Origin of the sequence: Pseudomonas sp. NPDC089752, from assembly GCF_044748725.1 — a bacterium.
Classification (GTDB): domain Bacteria; phylum Pseudomonadota; class Gammaproteobacteria; order Pseudomonadales; family Pseudomonadaceae; genus Aquipseudomonas.
The window spans coordinates 370,469-391,113 of sequence record NZ_JBIVGP010000004.1; the positions used below are offsets into that span (position 1 = coordinate 370,469).

Consider the following 20,645-nt stretch of genomic DNA (forward strand, 5'->3'; position numbering starts at 1 on the left):
ATAGATTGGGGCCGCTGTGCGGCCCATTCGCGGGGCAAGCCCGCTCCCACACAGACCACACAGGACTCAAGCCTTGTTCAGTACCTGTGGGAGCGGGCTTGCCCCGCGAAGAGGCCGGCACTATTCCATGAGAAGGCTCAGACGTGACGCTGTTTAGCCTTACCCCGCGGCAACCGGCAACGGTCACCCTGCTCGGCCAGGCGCGCGGCCCAGGCGGATTTCACGCTGAAGCCACCGCTGCGGGCAGGCTGCTCGGCAACCTTGGCCGGCTTGCTCAAGGCCTTGCTGGCCGGTTTCACCGCAGCAACAACCTCAGCCGGTGCAATCGCCGCCTTGGCGACCTTGCGCAGCTCAGCCAGCGACGGCGTCTTGTTTTTCGAGGCAGCGGCCTCTGGTTTGACCAGCGAACGCTGGCACGACTTGCAGGATACGTCCTCGGTCACGGCAGTGCTGACAAGGGTCTGACTGCTGCGCCCACAGGCGGAATCGAGGCCATTGGAGGAAAAGTGAGTAACCAAAACCGAACATCTCCGATGCGTTGTCATTGAAGCGGCCGGCATTCTCGCACAGCCAGCAGGGTCTTGCCGAACACCCCGCTTGCACCACGACCGTCGGCATCGCTCTGCGAGGCTGGCACTTTGCCATAATCACAGGCATGCTAGCCCGTTTCGGGTATCCGGCCTTATAGTGCGCCACCACGGTCCGGCTCCCCGCGACACCGGCATACACCGTGCATGATCAATCCCTGCCATCGCCAGCCCCTTAGCAGGATCAACGCTTGACCAATCTCAATCATCCGTCTGCGCTGCGCCCCGCCCCCCCGGCCCCTGCTGCTTCGTTGCGCGGCTCGGTCAAAGGTGCGCTGGCCCTGCTGGCCCTGATACTGCTGGGGCTGCTGCTCTGGCAACTGTTCGCGCAGTTCCGCCACACCCAGGCCGACCAGCGCCAGCTGAACCTGGATGCGAGCGCCGAGCTGGCCGACCACCTTGGCCTGAACATGGCGCTCAAGGCCCAGCAGGCACTGAATGTGGTGCAGCCCTACGTCAAAGCGCCGACGCTCGCCGCCCTGCCGAGCCTGCTGGGCACCTTGCGCGAGCGTCTCCCCACGTTGCGGGACCTGGCCTGGCTGGACCACAGCGGGCAACTGCTGAGCGACAGCCTGGTCGGCAGCCCCGACCGTCAGCAGATTGACGAGCTGTTCCAGCTGAACCAGGGCCGCAGCTACTTCTTCGCCAATTCGCCGGACAACCGCACCGTCTACCTGCTGCTGCGCCAAACCGCCGAGCAAGATCGCGGCTACTGGCTGCTGCGCCTGTCCAGCGACTACTACCGCACGCTCACCGCGCACCTGGACGGCCCAGCGCATCCGCTGTGGCTACTGGAAAACAGCCGCAGCGGCGAGGTGCTGGAGCGCCACGCGCCTGCGCAAACCAGCGACGAGCCGCTGCAAAGCGTGATGCTGGCGTTCATCGACAACAGCGCCTGGCAACTGCGCGGCCTGTTCGATGCCGGCCTGGCCCAGCAAAAGCTGCTCCCGGCACTGCTCGGCAAGGTGCTGCTGGCATTGTTCTGCGCCCTGCTGCCGGTGCTGGCGCTGATCAACATGCGCCGCCGCCAGCGCGCCCTGCAGGAAGACCGCCGGCGCTACCAGGAAATTTTCGAAGGCACCGGTGTGGCCCTGTGCGTGCTCGACCTCTCCAGCCTGCCCGGCCAACTCGACCGCTATCACCTGCGCAACCTCGCTGCACTCAAGCAGAGCCTGGCGCTCGACCCCAACCTGCGCCGCGCCCTGCTGCTGGAACTGAAGATCACCGAGATCAACCAGGTGGCGCGCCAACTGCTCAATGTCGACTGCCACGAAGGTGCCTGGCAGCGGTTGATCGACGGCAGCGGCGATGGCCGCGACAGCGTCGGCATGCAACTGATCGACGCGCTGATCGAACAGCGCCCGCTGCTCGAACTCGAAGTCCGCCTGCCCGCGCCGCTGGGTGGCGAGCTGCACCTGTGGCTGATGGCGCGCCTGCCCGAGCAACGCCGCGACTACCAGGCGGTGATCCTGAGCATCAGCGACATCACCAGCCGCAAGCAGGTTGAGCTGTCTTTGCTGGAGCGCGAGAGCTTCTGGTCGGACGTGGTGCGCACCGTGCCGGACCAGCTCTACGTGCAGGACGTGCTCAGCCAGCGGATGATCTTCAGCAACCGCCACCTCGGCCAGACCCTCGGCTACGACCGCAGCGAGCTTGCGCAGATGGGCGACCGCTTCTGGGAGCTGCTGTTACACCCCGAAGACGCAGCGCATTACCAGGCCCTGCGCCAGCAGCAACGCGGCAACGGCCACGACCAGCCACTGCATTGCCAACTGCGCTTCCGCCATCGCGACGGCGGCTGGCGCTGCTACGACATCCGCGAACAGGTGCTGACCCGCGACGGCGATGGCCTGGTCACGCGCATCATCGGCGTGGGCAAGGACGTCACCGTGCAGATCGAGGCCAGCCAGTCGCTGCGTGACAGCGAGCAGCGCTACCGCATGCTCGCCGAAAGCATCAGCGACGTGATCTTCTCCACCGACAGCCGCCTGCAACTCAACTACGTCAGCCCCTCGGTGCAGGCGGTGCTGGGCTATCAGGCCGACTGGATCTTCGACAACGGCTGGCAGTCGATCATCGCCAACCCGTCGCAGCTCACCGGCATCTATAGCCTGATGGAGCGGGTCAGCAAGGCCATGGGCGACCGCGAGCAACTGGCGCAACTGCGCAGCCAGCTGCCTACCCAGCTGTTCCTGTTCGATTGCCTGCGCGCCGATGGCCGCAAGATCCCCATCGAGCTGCGCCTGGTGCTGGTGTGGGACGAGCACGAACGCTTCGAAGGCGTCTTGGGCGTTGGCCGCGACATCAGCCAGCAGCGCCGCGCGGAAAAAGACCTGCGCATGGCGGCCACGGTATTCGAGCACTCCACCTCGGCCATCCTCATCACCGACCCGGCCGGCTATATCGTGCAGGCCAACGAAGCGTTCAGCCGGGTCAGCGGCTATGCGGTCAGCGACGTGCTCGACCAGTTGCCGAGCATGCTCACCGTCGACGATCAGCAGGAAGGCCACCTGCGCTACGTGCTCAAGCAACTGCACCAGCGCGGCACCTGGGAAGGCGAAGTGTGGCTCAAGCGCCGCGACGGCGAACGCTACCCGGCCTGGGTCGGCATCACGGCGGTGCTCGATGACGAGGGCGACCTGGCCAGCTACGTCTGCTTCTTCACCGACATCAGCGAGCGCAAGGCCAGCGAACAGCGCATCCACCGCCTGGCCTACTACGACGCCCTGACTCACCTGCCCAACCGCACGCTGTTCCAGGACCGCCTGCACACTGCGCTGCAACAGGCCGAACGGCAGAAGTCGTGGGTGGTGCTGATGTTCCTCGACCTCGACCGTTTCAAACCGATCAACGACTCCCTCGGCCACGCCGCGGGCGACCGCATGCTCAAGGACATGGCCCTGCGTTTGCTGGCCTGCGTCGACGACGACGACACCGTGGCACGCATGGGCGGTGACGAATTCACCCTGCTTCTGCAATCGCGTGCCACCCGCGAAATGGCCCTCAACCGCGCCATCCACGTGGCCGAGAACATCCTCGGCAGCCTGGTGCGGCCATTCGTGCTGGAGGGCCGCGAGTTCTTCGTCACCGCCAGTATCGGCATTGCCCTCAGCCCGCAGGACGGCAGCGAGCTGAGCCAGCTGATGAAGAACGCCGACACCGCCATGTACCACGCCAAGGAGCGCGGCAAGAACAACTTCCAGTTCTACCAGGCGGAAATGAACGCCAGCGCCCTGGAGCGTCTGGAGCTGGAAAGCGACCTGCGCCACGCGCTTGAGCAGAACGAATTCATCCTCTATTACCAACCGCAGTTCAGCGGCGACGGCAAGCGCCTGACCGGTGCCGAGGCGCTGCTGCGCTGGCGCCATCCGACCCGTGGCCTGGTGCCGCCGGGCGACTTCATACCGGTGATCGAAGAACTGGGCCTGGTGGTGGATGTCGGCGACTGGGTGCTGCGCGAGGCCAGCCGCCAGCTCAAGGCCTGGCACAAGGCCAAGGTGCGAGTGCCGAAGGTCTCGGTGAACATCTCGGCGCGGCAGTTCTCCGACGGCCAGCTGGGCAACCGCATCGCCAGCATCCTCGAAGAAAGCGGCCTGCCGCCGGCCTGCCTGGAGCTGGAGCTGACCGAAAGTATCCTGATGCGCGATGTGAACGAAGCGATGCAGATACTCGACGGCCTGAAGGTGCTGGGCCTGAGCATCGCAGTCGACGACTTTGGCACCGGCTACTCGTCGCTCAACTACCTCAAGCAGTTCCCCATCGACGTGTTGAAGATCGACCGCACCTTCGTCGACGGCCTGCCCGAGGGCGAGCAGGACGCGCAGATTGCCCGCGCGATCATCGCCATGGCACATAGCCTGAACCTGGCCGTGATCGCCGAGGGCGTCGAGACCCACGAGCAGCTGGAGTTCCTCCGCGAGCACGGTTGCGACGAGGTGCAGGGCTACCTGTTCGGGCGGCCAATGCCGGCCAACCAGTTCGAGGCACAGTTCGCCAACGAGACTTTGTTCATGTTCCATTGAAGGTCCACGGCTTGCACTTCTCCTTGTGGGAGCGGGCTTGCCCCGCGAAGAAGACACCGCGGTGTATGGCACCGGCGTCGCCGGTGTTCGCGGGGCAAGCCCGCTCCCACAAGGTACTGAATCTGCGACCCGTAAAACGGACCTCAAAGTCAACTCCAGCCCAGCTACGGCGCGGGATGCAACATGAAGCCCATTGGTCCGCGACTTGATGCCACTTCATATGCCAGGCGCGAATCAATCGGTTAGAATGCACCCCCAATTCAGCCCGATCCTTGAGGACCGTTATGTTCAGCCGTGATTTGACCATTGCCAAGTACGACGCCGAGCTCTTCGAAGCCATGCAGCAAGAAGCTCTGCGCCAGGAAGAGCATATCGAGCTGATCGCTTCGGAAAACTACACCAGCCCAGCGGTCATGGAAGCTCAGGGTTCGGTCCTGACCAACAAGTACGCCGAAGGCTACCCAGGCAAGCGCTACTACGGTGGTTGCGAGTACGTCGACGTGGTCGAGCAACTGGCCATCGACCGCGCTAAAGAGCTGTTCGGCGCCGACTACGCCAACGTCCAGCCGCACGCCGGTTCCCAGGCCAACGCTGCCGTTTACCTGGCCCTGCTGTCGGCCGGTGACACCATCCTGGGCATGAGCCTGGCCCACGGCGGCCACCTGACCCACGGTGCTTCGGTCAGCTCCTCGGGCAAGCTGTACAACGCCATCCAGTACGGCATCGACGCCAACGGCCTGATCGACTACGACGAAGTCGAGCGCCTGGCTGTTGAACACAAGCCGAAGATGATCGTTGCCGGCTTCTCGGCCTACTCGCAAGTGCTGGACTTCCCACGCTTCCGCGCCATCGCCGACAAGGTCGGTGCCTACCTGTTCGTCGACATGGCCCACGTCGCCGGCCTGGTTGCCGCTGGCGTGTACCCGAACCCGGTGCCGTTCGCCGACGTGGTCACCACCACTACCCACAAGACCCTGCGCGGCCCACGTGGCGGCCTGATCCTGGCCCGTGCCAACGCCGACATCGAGAAGAAGCTGAACTCGGCCGTGTTCCCAGGCGCCCAAGGCGGCCCACTGGAGCACGTCATCGCCGCCAAGGCCATCTGCTTCAAGGAAGCCCTGCAGCCTGAGTTCAAGGCTTACCAGCAGCAAGTGGTGAAGAACGCCCAGGCCATGGCCAGCGTGTTCATCGAGCGTGGTTTCGACGTCGTTTCCGGCGGCACCCAGAACCACCTGTTCCTGCTGTCGCTGATCAAGCAGGAAATCTCCGGTAAAGATGCTGACGCTGCCCTGGGCAAAGCCTTCATCACCGTCAACAAGAACTCGGTGCCGAACGACCCACGCTCCCCGTTCGTGACCTCGGGCCTGCGTTTCGGCACCCCAGCCGTCACCACCCGTGGCTTCAAAGAGGCCGAGTGCAAAGAGCTGGCTGGCTGGATCTGCGACATCCTCGCCGACCTGAACAACGACGCCGTGATCGACGCCGTGCGTGAAAAGGTCAAGGCCATCTGCAAGAAGCTGCCGGTTTACGGCAACTGATTGGCGATTGCCTGATGTGAAAGAGCCCGGCCTTTGTGCCGGGCTTTTTTCTGAGGGGTAGGACGCAGGATTTTCAGCGCCTATGAGATCGAGCGCCGCCCGCGCGGCGCATCGCGGATAAATCCGCTCCTACGTTTGTTTTCGGCCAGTAACGCCAGTGACGGAGGTGCGCGACCGCCTTGTGTGTCCGGCTCAATTTCGAGACCGGCCCCAGAGCGGTCGCGCGTCGATGCCACAGACATGATTGGCCCGAAACAAACGTAGGAGCGGATTTATCCGCGATGCGCCGCGCGGGCGGCGCTCGATCCCATAGGCGCCAAATCCCTCAAGGCGAACCCCTGGCAGCCCTTCCCATATCCGCCCCAACAAATACAGGCCCCACCTTGACCCGAGAACAACTCGAAACCCAGCAAATCCCGATCTACTTCGCCGCCGTGCTCGCCGCCGTCGCCTTCGGCCTGCTGGCCACCGAAACCGCGAGTTTGCTGGAATCCCTGATTACCCCCGCCATCGCCGTGCTGATGTACGCGATGTTCCTGCAGATCCCCTTCCTCGACCTGCGCCAGGGCCTGGGCAACCGCCGCTTCATGGCCGCGCTGCTGCTGGCCAACTTCGTGCTCGTGCCGCTGCTGGTGTGGGCCGCCACCCGCGGCCTGGTCGAGCACCCGGCCATCCTCATCGGCGCCCTGCTGGTGCTGCTGACGCCGTGCATCGACTACGTGGTGGTGTTCACCCACATCGGCAAAGGCGACTCACGCCTGACCCTTGCAGCCACGCCCGTGCTGCTGCTGGTGCAGTTGCTGCTGTTGCCGGTATACCTGATGTTGATGCTTGGCGATGGCAATGCGGTGGCGATCGACATCACCCCCTTCGTCGAAGCCTTCGTGCTGCTGATCGTGCTGCCGATGGTGCTCGCCGTGCTTACCTCGGCCGGCGCTCGGCGCTCAAGGGTGATATCGAACTGGAATGACGCCTGGACCTGGATGCCGGTGCCGGCGATGGCATTGGTGCTGGTGGCGGTGATCGGTTCGCAGATTGCCGTGGTGCTGAGCGATTTCGAGCGCCTGCTGCCGGTGATCCCGGTGTACCTCAGCTTCATGCTACTGGCACCGGTGCTCGGGTTTGTATCGGCGCGGCTGTTCCGTTTGCCGGTGGCTGAGGCACGCTCGGTGACCTTCAGCGCCGCGACACGCAATTCGTTGGTGGTGTTGCCGCTGGCGCTGGCGTTGCCGGAAGACCTGCGCGGGCTGGCGGCGGCGGCGGTGATTACCCAGACGCTGGTGGAGTTGGTGTTTGAGTTGGTTTATGTGCGTGTGGTGCCGGCGCTGGTACGAGTATAACTCGCCCGCCCCCCGCGAAACTGTGGGAGCGGCTTTAGCCGCGAAACAGGCGCCACGGAGGATGGCACCGGCTTCGCCGGTGATCGCGGCTGAAGCCGCTCCCACTCGCTGAGCCTATTCTGCTGTGAGCTCAAATAACAGTAACCGCCAGCCATTGGACAGCGCTCACCCTACAGGTATAAAACATCCACCCCATGGCAAAACGCCGCTACCCAAATAGGGACATTGGATGAAAAAGCTCATCGCCGCTCTCGCTACCATCGCCCTGTTGCAAGGCTGCACCTCCGTGCCCATGGCCCACCCCTACGAAGATACGCAAATGAAGCGCTTCGAGATCGTAGCGGACAAGTCGCGCATCTATATCTACCGCAACGAAACCATGGGCGCTGCAATTCAATGGATGGTGTCCATCGACGGCCGCATGATCGGCGCCACTGCCAAAGACACCTATCTGGTCGCTGAAGTAACGCCGGGGGAACACACCATTTCCTGCACCGGCGGGGAGTTCCATATGCTCAAGGTGACTGCCGAGGCGGGCAAGAACCTGTACATCTGGCAGGAGATGAGAATGGGCTTCGGTAATGCCAAGACCCAGTTGCATGTGATGAGTGAGGCAGAAGGCAAGGCGGGTGTGATGGGTACGAAACTGGCAGGGACGTTGTAAAACTGGCTTTCCATAAAAAACATTGGTTGCGGGTTCCCTCACATGAGGGTACCCGTTACTGCATGCAAGCCACCAATGATCTGGACGTATCACATGGATTTTGATCACGACTTGCCACTACCCGGCGACATCCTGCTGCTCAGAGGAAAGAGCCTGTTCACCAAACCTAATATCACGTTCCAAGCAATATCAAGGATGCAGCGCTCAAGCTACTCACACGTCGCCATGGTGACTGGCCAGAACATGATCATGGATGCGAACCCAGGCATCGGTATCACCCTGCGTCAATGGGATGAGGTCCGTCACTCCTACGATGTCGGTAAGTCAGTGCTGGTCCGACACAAGACAGCAAACCGCGATGCAATTCAAAACGTCATTCAGCGAGCACATTACTATTTCGGCCAGAAATACAAGCTTACTGCCTTAATGAGCAATGAAGTTAAATTTTCCGATAATAAAGGCATCGTATGCTCTCAATTTATCGCACAAATTTTTCAAGACTGCCAACTGACATGCTCAAAGAAATTGCCTCGTAAGACCTTACCAATTGATATCCACACGTTCACAAGCAATAACCCAGAGTGGGCTGTTCGCCCGCTGTGCGAAGTCGAGATCGGGTTGAGAAGCCTGCCCAAGGACCTGGCTTATTCCATGGCCGAAGCGAATCACAACCTTGACATCTACGTCGCCGCATCGCTTAAGCAGACTTTTGACTTTAGTCTTACGTTTAAAAAACTGACATCGGAAATTGCCAGCCTGGTTGAAGCATCCAAGGGCGAAATGGCCCCAATAACCGCGATGATGAAATATTCATCCAAGACCGATATTTCGATAGCACATCTCATCTCGTCATGGCAAAAGTATTTTATCGACCCAAATGTCAAGGCAGCCTTCCTTCACGAAGAGGGCTCTGCCGCTCAAGAACAAGTCAAGATATTTACTAAAGCATGCGAACTGGTAAGACATCATTGCGTAACAGCCAATGAAGCACACGATCAGCTTAGCCTTTTGCTGACCGATTATGAGAGTAATGCAAAATCTCTAAAGCCCAACCCAAATGAAGTTGAAGTATTCTCATGGCTGACTAGACTATGTGAAATTCAAGAAGCCATACAATCACAAGTCGTCACCTTGGATTGGATTTTAGCTAGCGAGCCGTCAAACATTGAGGCAGCCAAGCATTTTAGTTTTCAAAAACTTTTTGATGAATACGCACTGAACCCGAAGTCTGACGCCACTGAAGCAATGGACACGCTGGCAATCATTGCAAACTTTTGTAATTTGTGTGAGTCATGGGCACGACAGCGGCCGCATTACGATCAGATATTAAGAGCACAGGATGTCTTAGAAAATGGTGGGGACGCCGCAATTCGAGAGAGCTGAGACATGCGCTATCGCCGACATCAGGACCGGCGATAGCACCTGTTCCCCTACTCGGCTAGATCACCTTGCTGGCTGAGCTCGGCCATCTTCCCACACTGTTCACTGGCCAAGCGGCTGATGATCCGAATCGCCTGATGGATGCCGGCGGTGGTGCGGAAGGTCAGCTGCGGGTTGTGCTCGCATTCGAGCATCTCGTCGTGCTGTACGAGGGCTTCGCCGAGCAGCTCCAGCGTCCATGCGTAACTTTGGATTGTGGATAACCGTTCAAGGTCAGTCATGGGGGACCTGCCTTGGTGTGCAGGCGGGATGGGGTTTGGAGCAGATGGGGTAGAAACGGTGGAGGCTGGGGGCCGGCGTGGGGCGGCGGCGGAGAACGGATGCGAGGATCCGCAAGGGATTTCTGGTGGTCATGCATGAGTTCCTTTCGTTGTGGACCTGCCACCGCTCGCGGCCAAGCAAGTTAAGGTGGCAGCAGTACGCGGGTTGGCCGACCGGGACGAAAGGAACCCGGCACACCCGAAGGTGTCCCGCGCACCACCGCCATAACACGACATCGCGGACACAAAAAAAGCGCCTGCGATAAAGACTGGGCGCTGATGCGCCTTTCGATTCCGACCGGCCAAGGTCGCATCACCGATGCTTCGGTGACTGAGGCAATGTATCCCCCTGCCCCATGTTTCGCAAGCCGCTCGGCTTGGTGAATGCGCGACTTATGGTGTGGGAAAACACCGAAAGCGGATCAAGCATTCAATATGACTGTCAGCCGAATTTAGCCTCCTCAACCTAGCTGACCCACCTACGCCACGCACTGAAAGCCTACCCCAGGCGCCCTTATTGAAGGTTTCAAATCCATCTGGTTAACGGAGGAAGGGCTGGAACGAGGTCGACAGCTAGCCGACCGATTGTTCGGGTTAAGGACGCAAGCGGAGCAGGTGCCCGACTCGAATACCTGACTTTTTCTCACTTCATACAACAGGAGGTGATTGTTGCCAGTAGGCGCCGATACGGCGATTGATGCACCACGCTGACCGTCGCCAAACGGTTAGGGTGGCAGCTGTACGCAGGTTGGCGAACCGAGGAAAAGGAACCCGGCAGACCCGAAGGTCTCCCACGCACAGCCACCATTGAACGAAACTGCGGACGCAAAAAAAGCACCTGCAATCGTGATCGGGGCGCCGTTGCGCCTTTTCGTAAGGGTCGCCAAACCCGGTCGCATCGTCAATTGCGACCGAGGCAAATTATGCCTCTGGACACGCGTCTGCAAGTTTCTTAGGTATCAGAAAGGAAAGCAGGTGACGTAGGACTGCCTGATCAGGCATTTGAAAGAGAGGCTGGCTGGGAATAGGCTTTCTCAGCCTCCCCGGCCTTGTAAATATCAACCGCCACCTCGGCGATTGCCCGGCAAAGCGCCTGGGTTGCGAGATCAACTTCAGTTTCGCCGTTCACCCCTGCCGGGTATCTCCGAACATGCTCTCGTTTGTGGGTGCCAACACGGCAGGTCACTGCACCCGCATTAATCTGCATGCCGTGCTGCACCACCAACCGCATGGCATCAGCACCATCCACAATCGGGTCCCATGGAAGCCAGGCCACGCAGTCCCCGAAATCTCGGTAATAGCCTGCCGAACCATTCTGGAAGGAAAGCTCCAGCCCAATGGACCGGGCGGAAAACTCAATCAACTCGCAATCCGACACACTGCCTCCACGCGTCAACAATAAGTGCATCATGAATGCGATATCACAACGCCACTAACCAATTCTGATTGTGACAAATCCTAGTCGGCCCCGCCAGTACAGGACATGAGCTCATCCCACTCCCGCGATCCCCGCCCGGGCGTAGGAGCGCGTACCGCTGGCGACCTGGAAATCAGCCCCGATACCGGCCAGGCTTGTGCCAGCGAATCAGCACCAGGTTCATGGCGACGGTGCCCACGGCCGACCAGGCCATTTTGTCGGCCGGCAGGTAGAAAGCCGCGACCAGGAATAGCACCGCATCGCAAACGAGCTGCGCCACGCCGGCGTTGATGCCGAACTTGCGCTGCAACCATAGGACCATCGAGCCGGTACCGCCCATGGATGCGTTGTGCCTGGCCAGGCAGAGGATGCCCATTCCCAATAGCGTCCCGCCGAGCGCCCACCCCACCGCCGGCTCGATGCCGTTCACGTTCAACGCTGGGCTAACCAGCTTGACGCCCAGGCCCAGTGCGAAGCTGACCAGGATGCTTTTCAGGGTGAAGTTCCGACCCATGGTGAACAGCGCGAGCAGCAGGAACGGCACATTGATTGCCGGCACCAGCACCGATGGCGGGTAGGCGGTGACGAATGACGCCAGCAGGGCCATTCCAGCAATACCCCCGGTGATCAGCCCGCTCTTGCCCAGTATTGCAATTCCGGTCGCGGCCAGGGCGATGCCCGTAAACAGGCCGTACGCGTCATCCAGCGTGCTGTGGCGTGGGTAAGAGGAGGCGCTAGTGTTCATACGGCGTCTCCATGCGCCGAGTGGCTGGCTGGCGCAAGCCTTCAACACGGGTGACGCGGGCAATCTCGATGCCGTGGCGAACGATGATAACCACGGTTCCGTAGATCACTTGTTCAAGGATGAATTCAAGGCTCGACTGGGCGTCGGCCAGGTCGTAAGTCACCTGATACACGGTGCGGTTCCTTTTGGGAGGGTGGTTCGAAAGGTGGGTTTCACCTGGGGCGCCTTGGGCCAGGGTAGGCCGGCAGCTGAGAGAAATGATGACGCTGATTGTGCGAAAAGTGCTTTCTAACTTTGCAAGGAATGGGGCTATCTTTGAATTGACTATTCGCGATATCGGAAAATCGCGAGAGAAATATGCGCTGACAAGTAGGGGCGGATTTTTAGGAGCCGGCTAAATCCGATCCTTGGCTGCAATCAGTCATTTCAAGCTTGGCGCGCACCTCGGCGTTGTCTGCCTCATAGGTACGGCACGAGATGCGCCGGCCCAAGGCGATTGAGTGGCCAGCAACATTTAAGAATAGGAATCGAACCGGGGTGTGGCGACCAATGAATTCGGGTGCAAGAGCGTGCAGGGCCGCGGCGGCTACCACAGGATTGGGCGAGATTGTCGAAGATCTGCCCTGATAGCTCAAACCAGCTGATTTCGGCAATTTGTTTCAACTGGCGGGCGAAAGCCGCACCTTTTATCAAGGCGCAAAAAAGGCCTGCATCGCTGCAAGCCTTTAATGTGGTGCCGGAGACAGGAATCAAACAATGGACCACATGACCAGTATCTACTGAAGAATCTGGCTAATCACATGAAGTCGTATCCCTAAACGTATCCCTAAAGCAAAAGTCACCTCACCGGAGTCGAAGCCGGGAGACCGTCTAGGATTAGCTGAACCCAACCCAGAGCACTGCCATATGACTACTACGCCCCAAAACCTCAACACCATGCTGCGCACACTGCTGAAGATGCATGAGGAAGGCCAGGAACTCGAGAGGACATTCATCGAGTCCAATGCGGAAATTTTTGAGCAACTGTGGGCGAAAGGTTACGGATGCTACCGAATCACGAGGATGCAGGCCGGTAACATCAGGCCTCGTAGGGAGTATGCCGGCCTGCTAACCCCACGCGGCATTGAGGCAGCTCGAGCCCTTGGCGGTTAACGCACCGCAACACTCCTGCTGGGGTCAATGAGCTGACTGCAAGCGAAGCCTCATTCTTGCAGTTGGCAAGATAATTCGAGGGTTAACCAATCAATTGGGTGGGTTCACCCAGTGAAGCAGTTCACTAAGCTGTGAACGCTCCCGCTAACAAGAAAGCGCGGGTTTCCTGCCCCGTATCTGACCACATCTCTCAGGGTCCCCGGCGGCTCCTAGGATCCGGGAGGTGGGGAGTGCCTCAGCCGCTGAAGGCATGCCCAGATAGGGGGCATGGGGTCGCTAGATGACTACCAATCCAAAGCGGTGTAACAGGTGTAATGGGTGTAACGAATACGAGCAACCCATTGTTCTTAAAGGAAAAAATAGCGTTACACGTTCATGCCTTCGCTTTGCCCTAGCAGTGTAACAACAGATCCGGTGTAACCATGGTAGGCCGCTATCGACCCATTGCTGCCCTTCGCGAAAGGCAGCTACCGGCCAATAGCAGCAGCTCCACGTTTATAACCATTACTGGCCAACCTGTTTTAAAAAGGCCTTCACACGGATTATGTTGTCTCTCCACACCTGGCTGTAGTGGCCAAATCCATCCCCACTGTATCTGCTTCTGCCTGACTACCGCCGGTTAGCATGACTCCTCCCCCCAAGGAAGTAATACCCCATGCCGGACGCCACCAACCTCCACCTGTTCATTGTCGCCGCCTTGCTATTGCTGGTTGTGCCCGGCCCTAACATGGCTATCGTCACCAGCCATGCAGTTGCCCACGGCTGGCGCGCCGGCCTCGCCGCCGCTCTGGGAATAACCCTGGCCGATGTGCTGATGACCATCACGGTGAGCACGGGTCTCGGTGCGCTGGTAATGAGTTGGGCTCCGGCGTTTGACTTGCTGCGGTGGGCCGGTGCTTGCTATCTGTTGTGGTTGGCCTGGCAGGCCTTGAAGGCTCCTTCTGCGAATACGGATACTCCAGCCACACAGGATTCGATGCGCAAGATTTTTGCCCGAGCCACGCTCAACAGCCTGCTGAACCCCAAAGCGCTGTTGTTCTTCATGGTATTCCTGCCGCAGTTCGTCACCGTGGGTGGCAGCAGCGTCACCTCGCAATTGATGTTCCTGGGATTGCTGCTTTCGCTTATCGCCTTGATCTTCCATTCCCTGCTAGGCTTCTGGGCCGGACGTCTGCATGGGCGCCTCCGCGAAGGCGTAATCTCTAAACGTTTTGGTGCGTATAGCTTCGCTGCGGTCATGACAGCTCTGGCGGTACGTTTGCTAGTGCTCAACCCGCCGGGTTGAGGGCTCACCAGGATGGTTCGACGTATCTCTCATTGACTTGTTCACATTGCCCCGTTTAATAACGGGGCAATGTGAGTTCAACACTACTGCTTGATCAAATCACTGGGCTTCCAGCTCTGGTCGAAAAACGCCTGTTTCGGCCCGTACAGCCGCACAATCACCAAGAAGCCTTTGCCCGGTACCGTACGAATCCAGTTTTTCCCTGTACTTGGTGATTCAGGGCCGAAGTAGATGTCGGTGGAGCCGTCGCTGTTCTGCGCTGGCTTGTCCATCTGGTTGAGCGACGGGAACGGCTGGCCGTTGTCCAGCCCCGAGGCGGTCAGGTTGTCGTAGGCAGTCACCGACCAGAACAACGCCGCTGGCACATTTGCCGGAAGGTTGAGTTTGTAGGTGTGGGCACCGTCGAGGAACTTGCCATCGGCATCGCGTGTAGTCGCCGGGTACTTGGCGCCGGCACCGACCATGTTCATCACCATGCCCGGGCTGTCCGAGTAGGCAGAGGTGAAGAACGCCACTCGCTGCTCAAGATTGGTGAACGTGCCGCTGGCCTGGAACTCGGTGTTTTCCCCGGCAAACGTGTTCACATACTGGCGATCCGTGTAATAAAGGCCACCCGGCTCTTTCATCAGCAGATGACTGGTGACCACCTTGCTCATCTTGAACGCCGTGCGTGCCGCCTCATCCAACAGTTTGCGCCGCTCGGCATCCGGGGCAAAGGCCTTGCCCTTTTCGATGCCGATGGTATGCAGGAAGCCGCGCATGTCCATGTCCGCCGTGTCGACCGCTTCGGCTTCTATGAAGCGCGAGAGCAGTTCGAAGTAACGGCCGTCCTCGGGAAACAGCATGTTGATCGGTGCGCCGGTAGCATCGGGGAATTGCATGGGCAGCGCCGAATCCTTCTTGCCTAGCGGATAGATCTTCGTGCGCTCCACTTCGGCCACCGGCACGCTCAGGTCCTTCGGGTCCTTGAAGAAGGTGCGCCAGAACAGGAACACATTGTTGGTGCGCGAGCGGTAGACAAAGCCCTCGGTAGGCTCAGGGCCGTCATAACCAGGCGGCAGCAGCACATAGGTACCGCCCTTGCCCTTGTCGGGCCCGGCCAGGCCGACGTCACCGCGCCAGGTATTGCCATCGATGGTGGGCCCCACAATCGGCCGCTGGAAGAAATCATCGAACATGCCCTGCACGCCGGGCGGTGCTTCGACCACCAGCGGCCCGTACTTCGCCAAGTCCAGGTAGCTCATGGCGTAGACCAGGTCGGAGTTCGGCGTGGTCACCAGTGTCTTGGCATTGATGCGCTTCTTCCAGGTCGGCAGGATGTTGTAGCCAGCACCGAATTGTTTCTCCGACGCTTCCTTCATCGACCAGATGTTGATGGCTGGCAACGCCCACAGGTACGACTGTACTGCACGCTGAAAGACCAGTTCGTCGATCAGGCTGCGGGCGGTGGCTTCGGTCGGAAAGCCATTTTCGAAAGGCTGATTGGCCAGCTCTTCGTAACGCGTGGCGGCATTGGCGACGCTGCCCAGCGAGACCGCTACGGCCAGGGCGGTCAAGGTGTTGCGCAAGCTGCTCATGGGATGTCCTTATGTGGCGCAGTTTGAAAGGGTGCCTGATGCGGCTGTCAATTGGCCTTGACCACCGCCGGCGGCGTCCACTGGCCGTTCATTGCGGAGGCTTCAGGCCAGTAGGCTCGAACGTACAACGAGAAATCGGCGCCCTTCGGCGCGGGCAGCCAGTTGCTTTCCTTGTCGGCACCCGGCGATTCGCTCTGCACATACAGCGTCAGCGAGCCGTCAGCATTGTGTTTCAACGCTTTGTTCTTGGTACCCAGGGAGTACCGGCCCAAGGCGTTTTCGGCAAAGAAGTGCTGTTGGTTATAGAGCGTGAGTGACCAGAAACCTTTTACCGGCGGCAAGGCATCCTTGGCGAACGTCACGCTGTAACGTTGGGCACCGTTGAGGCGTTGGCCGCTTTGATCCAGGTCCTGGTAGAAATACTTGGTCTCGATCTGTTTGTTGACGAAGATGTTCGAACGGGCGACCGCCGTGCGCAGAAAGTAATCGGTACCAAACGCTGCGCCATTGTTGATCGTGCTCCAGTGATGGGGCAGTTGCTGGCCGTAGTTGCGGAACTGCAACAGCGGCTTGACCACTTCCTCATCGGTTTTTTGTGCTTCGTCAATCATCGCCTGCTTCAGTTGAGGATCGCGCTGGGCAATCTGTGCCAGGTTTGACAACTGAGCGTAGCGGGCCTCTTCACCGGGCAAGGGCTTGGCATCTGCGAGAATGGCCGGCAGTTCATCAAAGAACTTTTCCGGGAAAACCCAGCGGGTTTCTTCATCACCCGCTGCTTGCGCAGGGAATTTGGGCGACTTGCGCCAGTCACGCTGTTTGGCTTTGCCATCGAATTGCGAAAGTGGGTACATGTCGATACCCGACAAGAATTGCTGAATCGCTTCGCGGTCCTGGTCGGTGTCGTCCTGGAAAACACGGGGGATGACAAAACCGGTATTGGTCTTGGCCCGGAATACCTGGGTAATCCCCTCGGGCACTTTTCCGTTCCATTCAGGCCCCACCAGCAGATAGAACCCGGGTTTGCTGCCGTACATCTTGCCCAGTTCGGCAAAGCTGTCCGAGCGCAGGTCCACCACCTGATACACCCAGAAACGGTCCTTGAAATCCGGTACTTGCAGCACCACCGGCTCGACATCCAGGGCAATGCTGCCAGCGCCGTAGACCACGTCCTGGTTGGGGCAGGCGACCAGGCGTTCGCCCGGCGAGATGTAGTCGGTGAGCATGGACAGGTGATTGATCGGCGCCACCGGCACGATGCCACCCATCAGCCCAGCTTCGGGCAGGTCCTTGAACTTCTGCCTGCGGTTGTAGATGTTGGCCATCGTCCACCCCCAGAAATACGCATCCCTGGCCTGCATGCGTACATACGCCTCGGTCACTTTCACATCCGCCGCAGGGCCGGTTACCTGTACGGCCGGCTGCTCGCTCGCCTGCACTGCGGCAGTGATCAGCAGCGCGCTGGTTGCCAGCGCCAGGTGGGCCATCAATGCACCTTTTCTCATGCGGTCATCTCCTTATCCGTTACTTCCCCAACGTGATGTTCAAACCCGCGAACAACGTGAACTGCGGCACGCCCGCGCCCTTGTGGTCCACCGTCCACTGCGGTTCGACGAACCAGTTGTAGATGTTGCTGCCCACCTTGCTGGCCTTGCCGATACCCAGGCCCACAGGGATGTAGTGCGTGTCGTTCTTCAGGTCGAAGGTCCAGGTGCCGGTGGAGCGCAGGTACCAACCCTTGGGCAGGTTGTGAATGATGAAAGGCTGAAAGGTCGCGGTTTCGACATGGGGCCGGTCATCATCACCGGCAAAAGATGACTGGTACTGCACCAGGGCACCCAGCAGGCCGCGTGGGGAGACATCGATGGCCACGGCGGCAAGCCCACCCTGCCATTTACCCGTGCCCAGCTCATCATGCTCGGCGGTGGGGGCCGTGATCTGCGGGCCGATGCCCAGCTGCACGCCCTCGGTCTTGAGCAGAAAGATATCGAACAGGTTCAAGTCGCCCAAGCCGGTGCTGTAACCGCCGTGCGGGTCCGGCCGGGTACTGATGGGCACCGTGGCGCGCAGTAGTTGCGGTACACCAATGAAGTCCCCCGGGGCGATTGGCAGCGTGCCGCGCACCAGCAGGTCGTTGGTGTGTGCGTTGGTGTCATACAGCGACGGTGTGTAGTAATCCTGGAAATTCAAACCCGGGGCAAGGTTGAGCGGGTTGTTACTTTTGTTGGCAGTTTCGGCATTGTCTGCCTGGGCGCCGAAGGGGATCGAAACAAGAACTGCCACTGCCCACGGCCGTAACCATGGAGTCCTACTACACATGCTTTATCTTCCCTGAGTTGGCGATTGGCTACTGACCGATTCGAATCGATTGGTCGACTGCCTCAAAGTTAGCAGAGGTTTCGTATTGTGCTAGCACCGGTGGCCCCGTGCCGGAATATTAAGCCACCAATCACAATGCGGGTTTTCAGTTTGTGGCTATGCTCAATAACCAATCGCTTGCAGCCCGGATGAGGCTAACGCAGGTATTTTCCGCAGCATTTGCCCACTCCATGGATGAACACTAAGGACCCTACATGCTTCGACGCTCGTGGTGTACTGGCACAACACTGCTGGGGATCAGCATTGCCGCTTCCATTACCGCCCAGGCAGACAACGCTCGCGACTGGCAGAACCTGCCGACCGACCTGAACATGATCTTTGGCTACTACAACCTCATCGACACCAACACGCCCATCGACACCTCGTTGCCGATCGATGGGCTTTCGCTGAACGCCGACCTGTACATCCTGCGTTACGCAAAATCCTTTGGGATCGACGGGCGCAACTCTGCGATACAGGTCATCCAGCCCTATGCCGATGTCAGCGCATCGTTCGACGATGCGCGGTTTTTCAACGGTACCAAGCACAATGGCGGCCTGGGTGATGTGCAGCTGGTTTTCGTGCACAACCTGTTCGGAGGGCCGGCACTGACCCAGGAAGAGTTCGCCACCTGGCAGCCCGAGACATTCCTGACCGGGGCCTTGTGGGTGACGGCGCCTACCGGCGATTACGACAAGAAGCGCATCATCAACATCGGCGCCAACCGCTGGGTGTTCAAACCGGAGCTGGCCTTCGGTACACCTATCGGGCCGACCTGGCTCGAGATCAACACCTACGTATCCCTGTATGGCGACAATGATGATTACCTGGGCGACAACAAGCTTGAGCAGAAGCCGCTGTATGCCGTTGAAGGTCACTACAGCTACAGCTTCAACCGTGCGCTTTGGGCCTCCATCGATGCCACCTACAACAAAGGCGGAGAAACCAGGATCAACGGCGTCAACCAGGACAATCAGCAAGAGAACACATTGCTGGGTGCCAGCCTGGGCTTCATGCTATCGCCCCAGTTCGGGGGGCTGATTGCTTATTCTGATACCGTTTCCGAACGGACAGGTTCGCCGGATGTAAACACTTGGACTTTACGCTTACAGTATGTTTGGTGAGGACTTCAATCAGCGTACGGTCGCAGCGAAAACAGAGAGGAAGGGCCGCCATCATGGCTGTGAGCTTCGGATCGATACCTACCGGCTGTAACAGACCGCTTTCGACCCGAAGCAGCCCTCAGGAAGGGCAGGATTGAGCCAGACGCAGGCGCTTAAAATCATCAGTGAGACGCCCTTACTTGCTCCATACTGGCCACCACTTTTTTCTGCCCACCTCTTCTTGGAAGCGATCCAACCACATCCTGTATGGCTCGGCACTCGGAATCATTCCTTTCACTACATCATCAGCTAAACGGAAGCGTAGGGTGGATACTTCACCCATTCCTAGCTTCTTACACCGCCTACCTAGCTCTACACCGCGTTCGTCTAGGTGTTGGCACAACGTCATGCTGAAAAACAGAAGATCGTCAGTGAAACGGGCTATATCTCGGATGGTGTCACTGTAGCCTTCATGGCGGTGCCCATCCTTTTCAATGCCGAAATACATGTGCTCAAAGTTCATCCCCCTCGGCAACTGGTTATGGAGAAGCATGTCAGCTAGCTCATTTCGAACCGTAAGTGTGCGATTCAAGCAGTGCACAGCATCAACCACCTCCAGCCCGGCCCGGATGGCAGGACCTTTTAGCGTGAGTTTCTCCAAGACGATGGTACGCAGCGCTTCAACTGGCGGGTTAATGGGGCTGATTTTTTGCAGGTTTTGCGTCTCGCTTACTTTTCCGCCATTGACTGGATCTAAGTATTCGCTCCGAGCTTTGGTGTACGCGTCAGTCAGAGGCTTAATAGCGCTCACTTTAAGCCCCAAACCGATGTTGAAGGCTTGCTGCGCAAGTAGCATGGCCAGATTCGTGTTTCGAATTTCGGTGTTTATCGCATCATGCTGTTTACTTCTTTTGGCGATCCGTCCCGCTGCCCATGCACCAAAACCTGCACCAAGTAAGCCACCTACAACAGCAATGAGAAGCGGTGAGTTACTCAATTTTTCCAAAAAATCCAAATTAGGCCACCACGACGCAGATGCAGTGTATACGCCGCCCACCGGTTCCCATAATCCCGCCATCGCAAACCCTCGCTCTATCCATGGCACATGGCCAGTATACATCGGCTTGGGCATCCTGAGCATCGTTCAGTCCTTTGCAGCC

At 59.1% G+C, this 20,645-nt stretch carries 17 protein-coding genes; 8 read left to right on the forward strand and 9 right to left on the reverse strand.

Going from position 1 to position 20,645, the window contains the following annotated elements; all coding sequences use genetic code 11:
• Window positions 1-137: 137 nt before the first annotated feature.
• Complete coding sequence (locus ACIPZF_RS09105) at window positions 138-518, reverse strand: hypothetical protein (protein ID WP_400797935.1); 381 nt, start codon at window positions 516-518, stop codon at window positions 138-140.
• Between the two features lie 260 nt (window positions 519-778).
• Between ACIPZF_RS09105 and ACIPZF_RS09110 the strand changes: the two genes are divergently transcribed.
• The 5 genes from ACIPZF_RS09110 (at window position 779) to ACIPZF_RS09130 (ending at window position 9,534) form a co-directional block, all read left to right on the forward strand.
• On the forward strand, window positions 779-4,609 hold the full coding sequence (locus tag ACIPZF_RS09110; RefSeq protein WP_400797937.1) for an EAL domain-containing protein: 3,831 nt from the start codon (window positions 779-781) through the stop codon (window positions 4,607-4,609).
• Between the two features lie 284 nt (window positions 4,610-4,893).
• Window positions 4,894-6,147, forward strand: a complete 1,254-nt coding sequence (gene glyA, locus ACIPZF_RS09115) for a serine hydroxymethyltransferase (protein ID WP_012316314.1) — start codon at window positions 4,894-4,896, stop codon at window positions 6,145-6,147.
• A gap of 383 nt (window positions 6,148-6,530) precedes the next feature.
• Window positions 6,531-7,487, forward strand: a complete 957-nt coding sequence (locus tag ACIPZF_RS09120) for an arsenic resistance protein (protein WP_400797939.1) — start codon at window positions 6,531-6,533, stop codon at window positions 7,485-7,487.
• Between the two features lie 229 nt (window positions 7,488-7,716).
• Window positions 7,717-8,151: a DUF2846 domain-containing protein gene (locus tag ACIPZF_RS09125; protein ID WP_400797941.1), complete on the forward strand. Its 435-nt coding sequence runs from the start codon at window positions 7,717-7,719 to the stop codon at window positions 8,149-8,151.
• Between the two features lie 93 nt (window positions 8,152-8,244).
• Window positions 8,245-9,534, forward strand: a complete 1,290-nt coding sequence (locus ACIPZF_RS09130; RefSeq protein ID WP_400797943.1) for a hypothetical protein — start codon at window positions 8,245-8,247, stop codon at window positions 9,532-9,534.
• A gap of 47 nt (window positions 9,535-9,581) precedes the next feature.
• On the opposite strand, the gene ACIPZF_RS09135 is transcribed toward ACIPZF_RS09130, so the two are convergent.
• The 4 genes from ACIPZF_RS09135 to ACIPZF_RS09150 form a co-directional block, all read right to left on the reverse strand.
• Window positions 9,582-9,812 carry a hypothetical protein gene (locus tag ACIPZF_RS09135; RefSeq protein WP_400797945.1) on the reverse strand — a complete coding sequence of 77 codons (231 nt, stop codon included), beginning with the start codon at window positions 9,810-9,812 and terminating at the stop codon, window positions 9,582-9,584.
• Between the two features lie 1,033 nt (window positions 9,813-10,845).
• Window positions 10,846-11,214 (reverse strand): hypothetical protein, encoded by a 369-nt coding sequence (locus tag ACIPZF_RS09140; RefSeq protein WP_400797947.1) that lies wholly within the window; start codon window positions 11,212-11,214, stop codon window positions 10,846-10,848.
• A 187-nt stretch (window positions 11,215-11,401) separates the two neighbouring features.
• Window positions 11,402-12,013: a YitT family protein gene (locus ACIPZF_RS09145; protein WP_400797949.1), complete on the reverse strand. Its 612-nt coding sequence runs from the start codon at window positions 12,011-12,013 to the stop codon at window positions 11,402-11,404.
• The gene (locus tag ACIPZF_RS09150) at window positions 12,003-12,185 is read right to left on the reverse strand and encodes a hypothetical protein (protein ID WP_400797951.1); all 183 of its coding nucleotides are present in this window, start codon (window positions 12,183-12,185) and stop codon (window positions 12,003-12,005) included. The genes ACIPZF_RS09145 and ACIPZF_RS09150 overlap by 11 nt, the downstream gene beginning before the upstream one ends.
• Window positions 12,186-12,620: 435 nt before the next feature.
• Here ACIPZF_RS09150 and ACIPZF_RS09155 point away from each other — a divergent pair, with 435 nt between their 5' ends.
• On the forward strand, window positions 12,621-12,782 hold the full coding sequence (locus ACIPZF_RS09155; protein ID WP_400797953.1) for a hypothetical protein: 162 nt from the start codon (window positions 12,621-12,623) through the stop codon (window positions 12,780-12,782).
• A gap of 1,038 nt (window positions 12,783-13,820) precedes the next feature.
• Window positions 13,821-14,450, forward strand: coding sequence for a LysE family translocator (locus tag ACIPZF_RS09160; RefSeq protein ID WP_400797956.1), 630 nt, complete (start codon window positions 13,821-13,823; stop codon window positions 14,448-14,450).
• Window positions 14,451-14,533: 83 nt separating this feature from the next.
• Here the strand turns inward: ACIPZF_RS09160 and ACIPZF_RS09165 are convergent, their stop codons facing one another.
• Genes ACIPZF_RS09165 through ACIPZF_RS09175 form a run of 3 tightly spaced genes read right to left on the reverse strand, consistent with a single transcriptional unit; the run spans window position 14,534 to window position 18,307 of the window.
• Window positions 14,534-16,027 carry a DUF1254 domain-containing protein gene (locus ACIPZF_RS09165; RefSeq protein ID WP_400797957.1) on the reverse strand — a complete coding sequence of 498 codons (1,494 nt, stop codon included), beginning with the start codon at window positions 16,025-16,027 and terminating at the stop codon, window positions 14,534-14,536.
• Window positions 16,028-16,074: 47 nt separating this feature from the next.
• The gene (locus tag ACIPZF_RS09170) at window positions 16,075-17,529 is read right to left on the reverse strand and encodes a DUF1254 domain-containing protein (protein WP_400797960.1); all 1,455 of its coding nucleotides are present in this window, start codon (window positions 17,527-17,529) and stop codon (window positions 16,075-16,077) included.
• 19 nt (window positions 17,530-17,548) lie between these two features.
• Window positions 17,549-18,307: a hypothetical protein gene (locus ACIPZF_RS09175; RefSeq protein ID WP_400797963.1), complete on the reverse strand. Its 759-nt coding sequence runs from the start codon at window positions 18,305-18,307 to the stop codon at window positions 17,549-17,551.
• 290 nt (window positions 18,308-18,597) lie between these two features.
• Here ACIPZF_RS09175 and ACIPZF_RS09180 point away from each other — a divergent pair, with 290 nt between their 5' ends.
• A complete protein-coding gene (locus ACIPZF_RS09180) occupies window positions 18,598-19,506 on the forward strand; it encodes a transporter (RefSeq protein ID WP_400797966.1) in 909 nt (302 codons plus the stop codon).
• A 175-nt stretch (window positions 19,507-19,681) separates the two neighbouring features.
• Here the strand turns inward: ACIPZF_RS09180 and ACIPZF_RS09185 are convergent, their stop codons facing one another.
• A complete protein-coding gene (locus ACIPZF_RS09185; protein ID WP_400797969.1) occupies window positions 19,682-20,626 on the reverse strand; it encodes a hypothetical protein in 945 nt (314 codons plus the stop codon).
• Window positions 20,627-20,645 lie beyond the last annotated feature (19 nt).

Bases quoted from the DNA above. Each gene is read 5' to 3' on its own strand.
- glyA (WP_012316314.1), top strand. From the start codon at position 4,894: ATGTTCAGCCGTGATTTGACCATTGCCAAGTACGACGCCGAGCTCTTC.
- ACIPZF_RS09145 (WP_400797949.1), bottom strand. From the start codon at position 12,013: ATGAACACTAGCGCCTCCTCTTACCCACGCCACAGCACGCTGGATGAC.
- ACIPZF_RS09185 (WP_400797969.1), bottom strand. From the start codon at position 20,626: ATGCTCAGGATGCCCAAGCCGATGTATACTGGCCATGTGCCATGGATA.
- ACIPZF_RS09165 (WP_400797957.1), bottom strand. From the start codon at position 16,027: ATGAGCAGCTTGCGCAACACCTTGACCGCCCTGGCCGTAGCGGTCTCG.
- ACIPZF_RS09130 (WP_400797943.1), top strand. From the start codon at position 8,245: ATGGATTTTGATCACGACTTGCCACTACCCGGCGACATCCTGCTGCTC.
- ACIPZF_RS09170 (WP_400797960.1), bottom strand. From the start codon at position 17,529: ATGAGAAAAGGTGCATTGATGGCCCACCTGGCGCTGGCAACCAGCGCG.
- ACIPZF_RS09135 (WP_400797945.1), bottom strand. From the start codon at position 9,812: ATGACTGACCTTGAACGGTTATCCACAATCCAAAGTTACGCATGGACG.
- ACIPZF_RS09160 (WP_400797956.1), top strand. From the start codon at position 13,821: ATGCCGGACGCCACCAACCTCCACCTGTTCATTGTCGCCGCCTTGCTA.
- ACIPZF_RS09125 (WP_400797941.1), top strand. From the start codon at position 7,717: ATGAAAAAGCTCATCGCCGCTCTCGCTACCATCGCCCTGTTGCAAGGC.
- ACIPZF_RS09180 (WP_400797966.1), top strand. From the start codon at position 18,598: ATGCTTCGACGCTCGTGGTGTACTGGCACAACACTGCTGGGGATCAGC.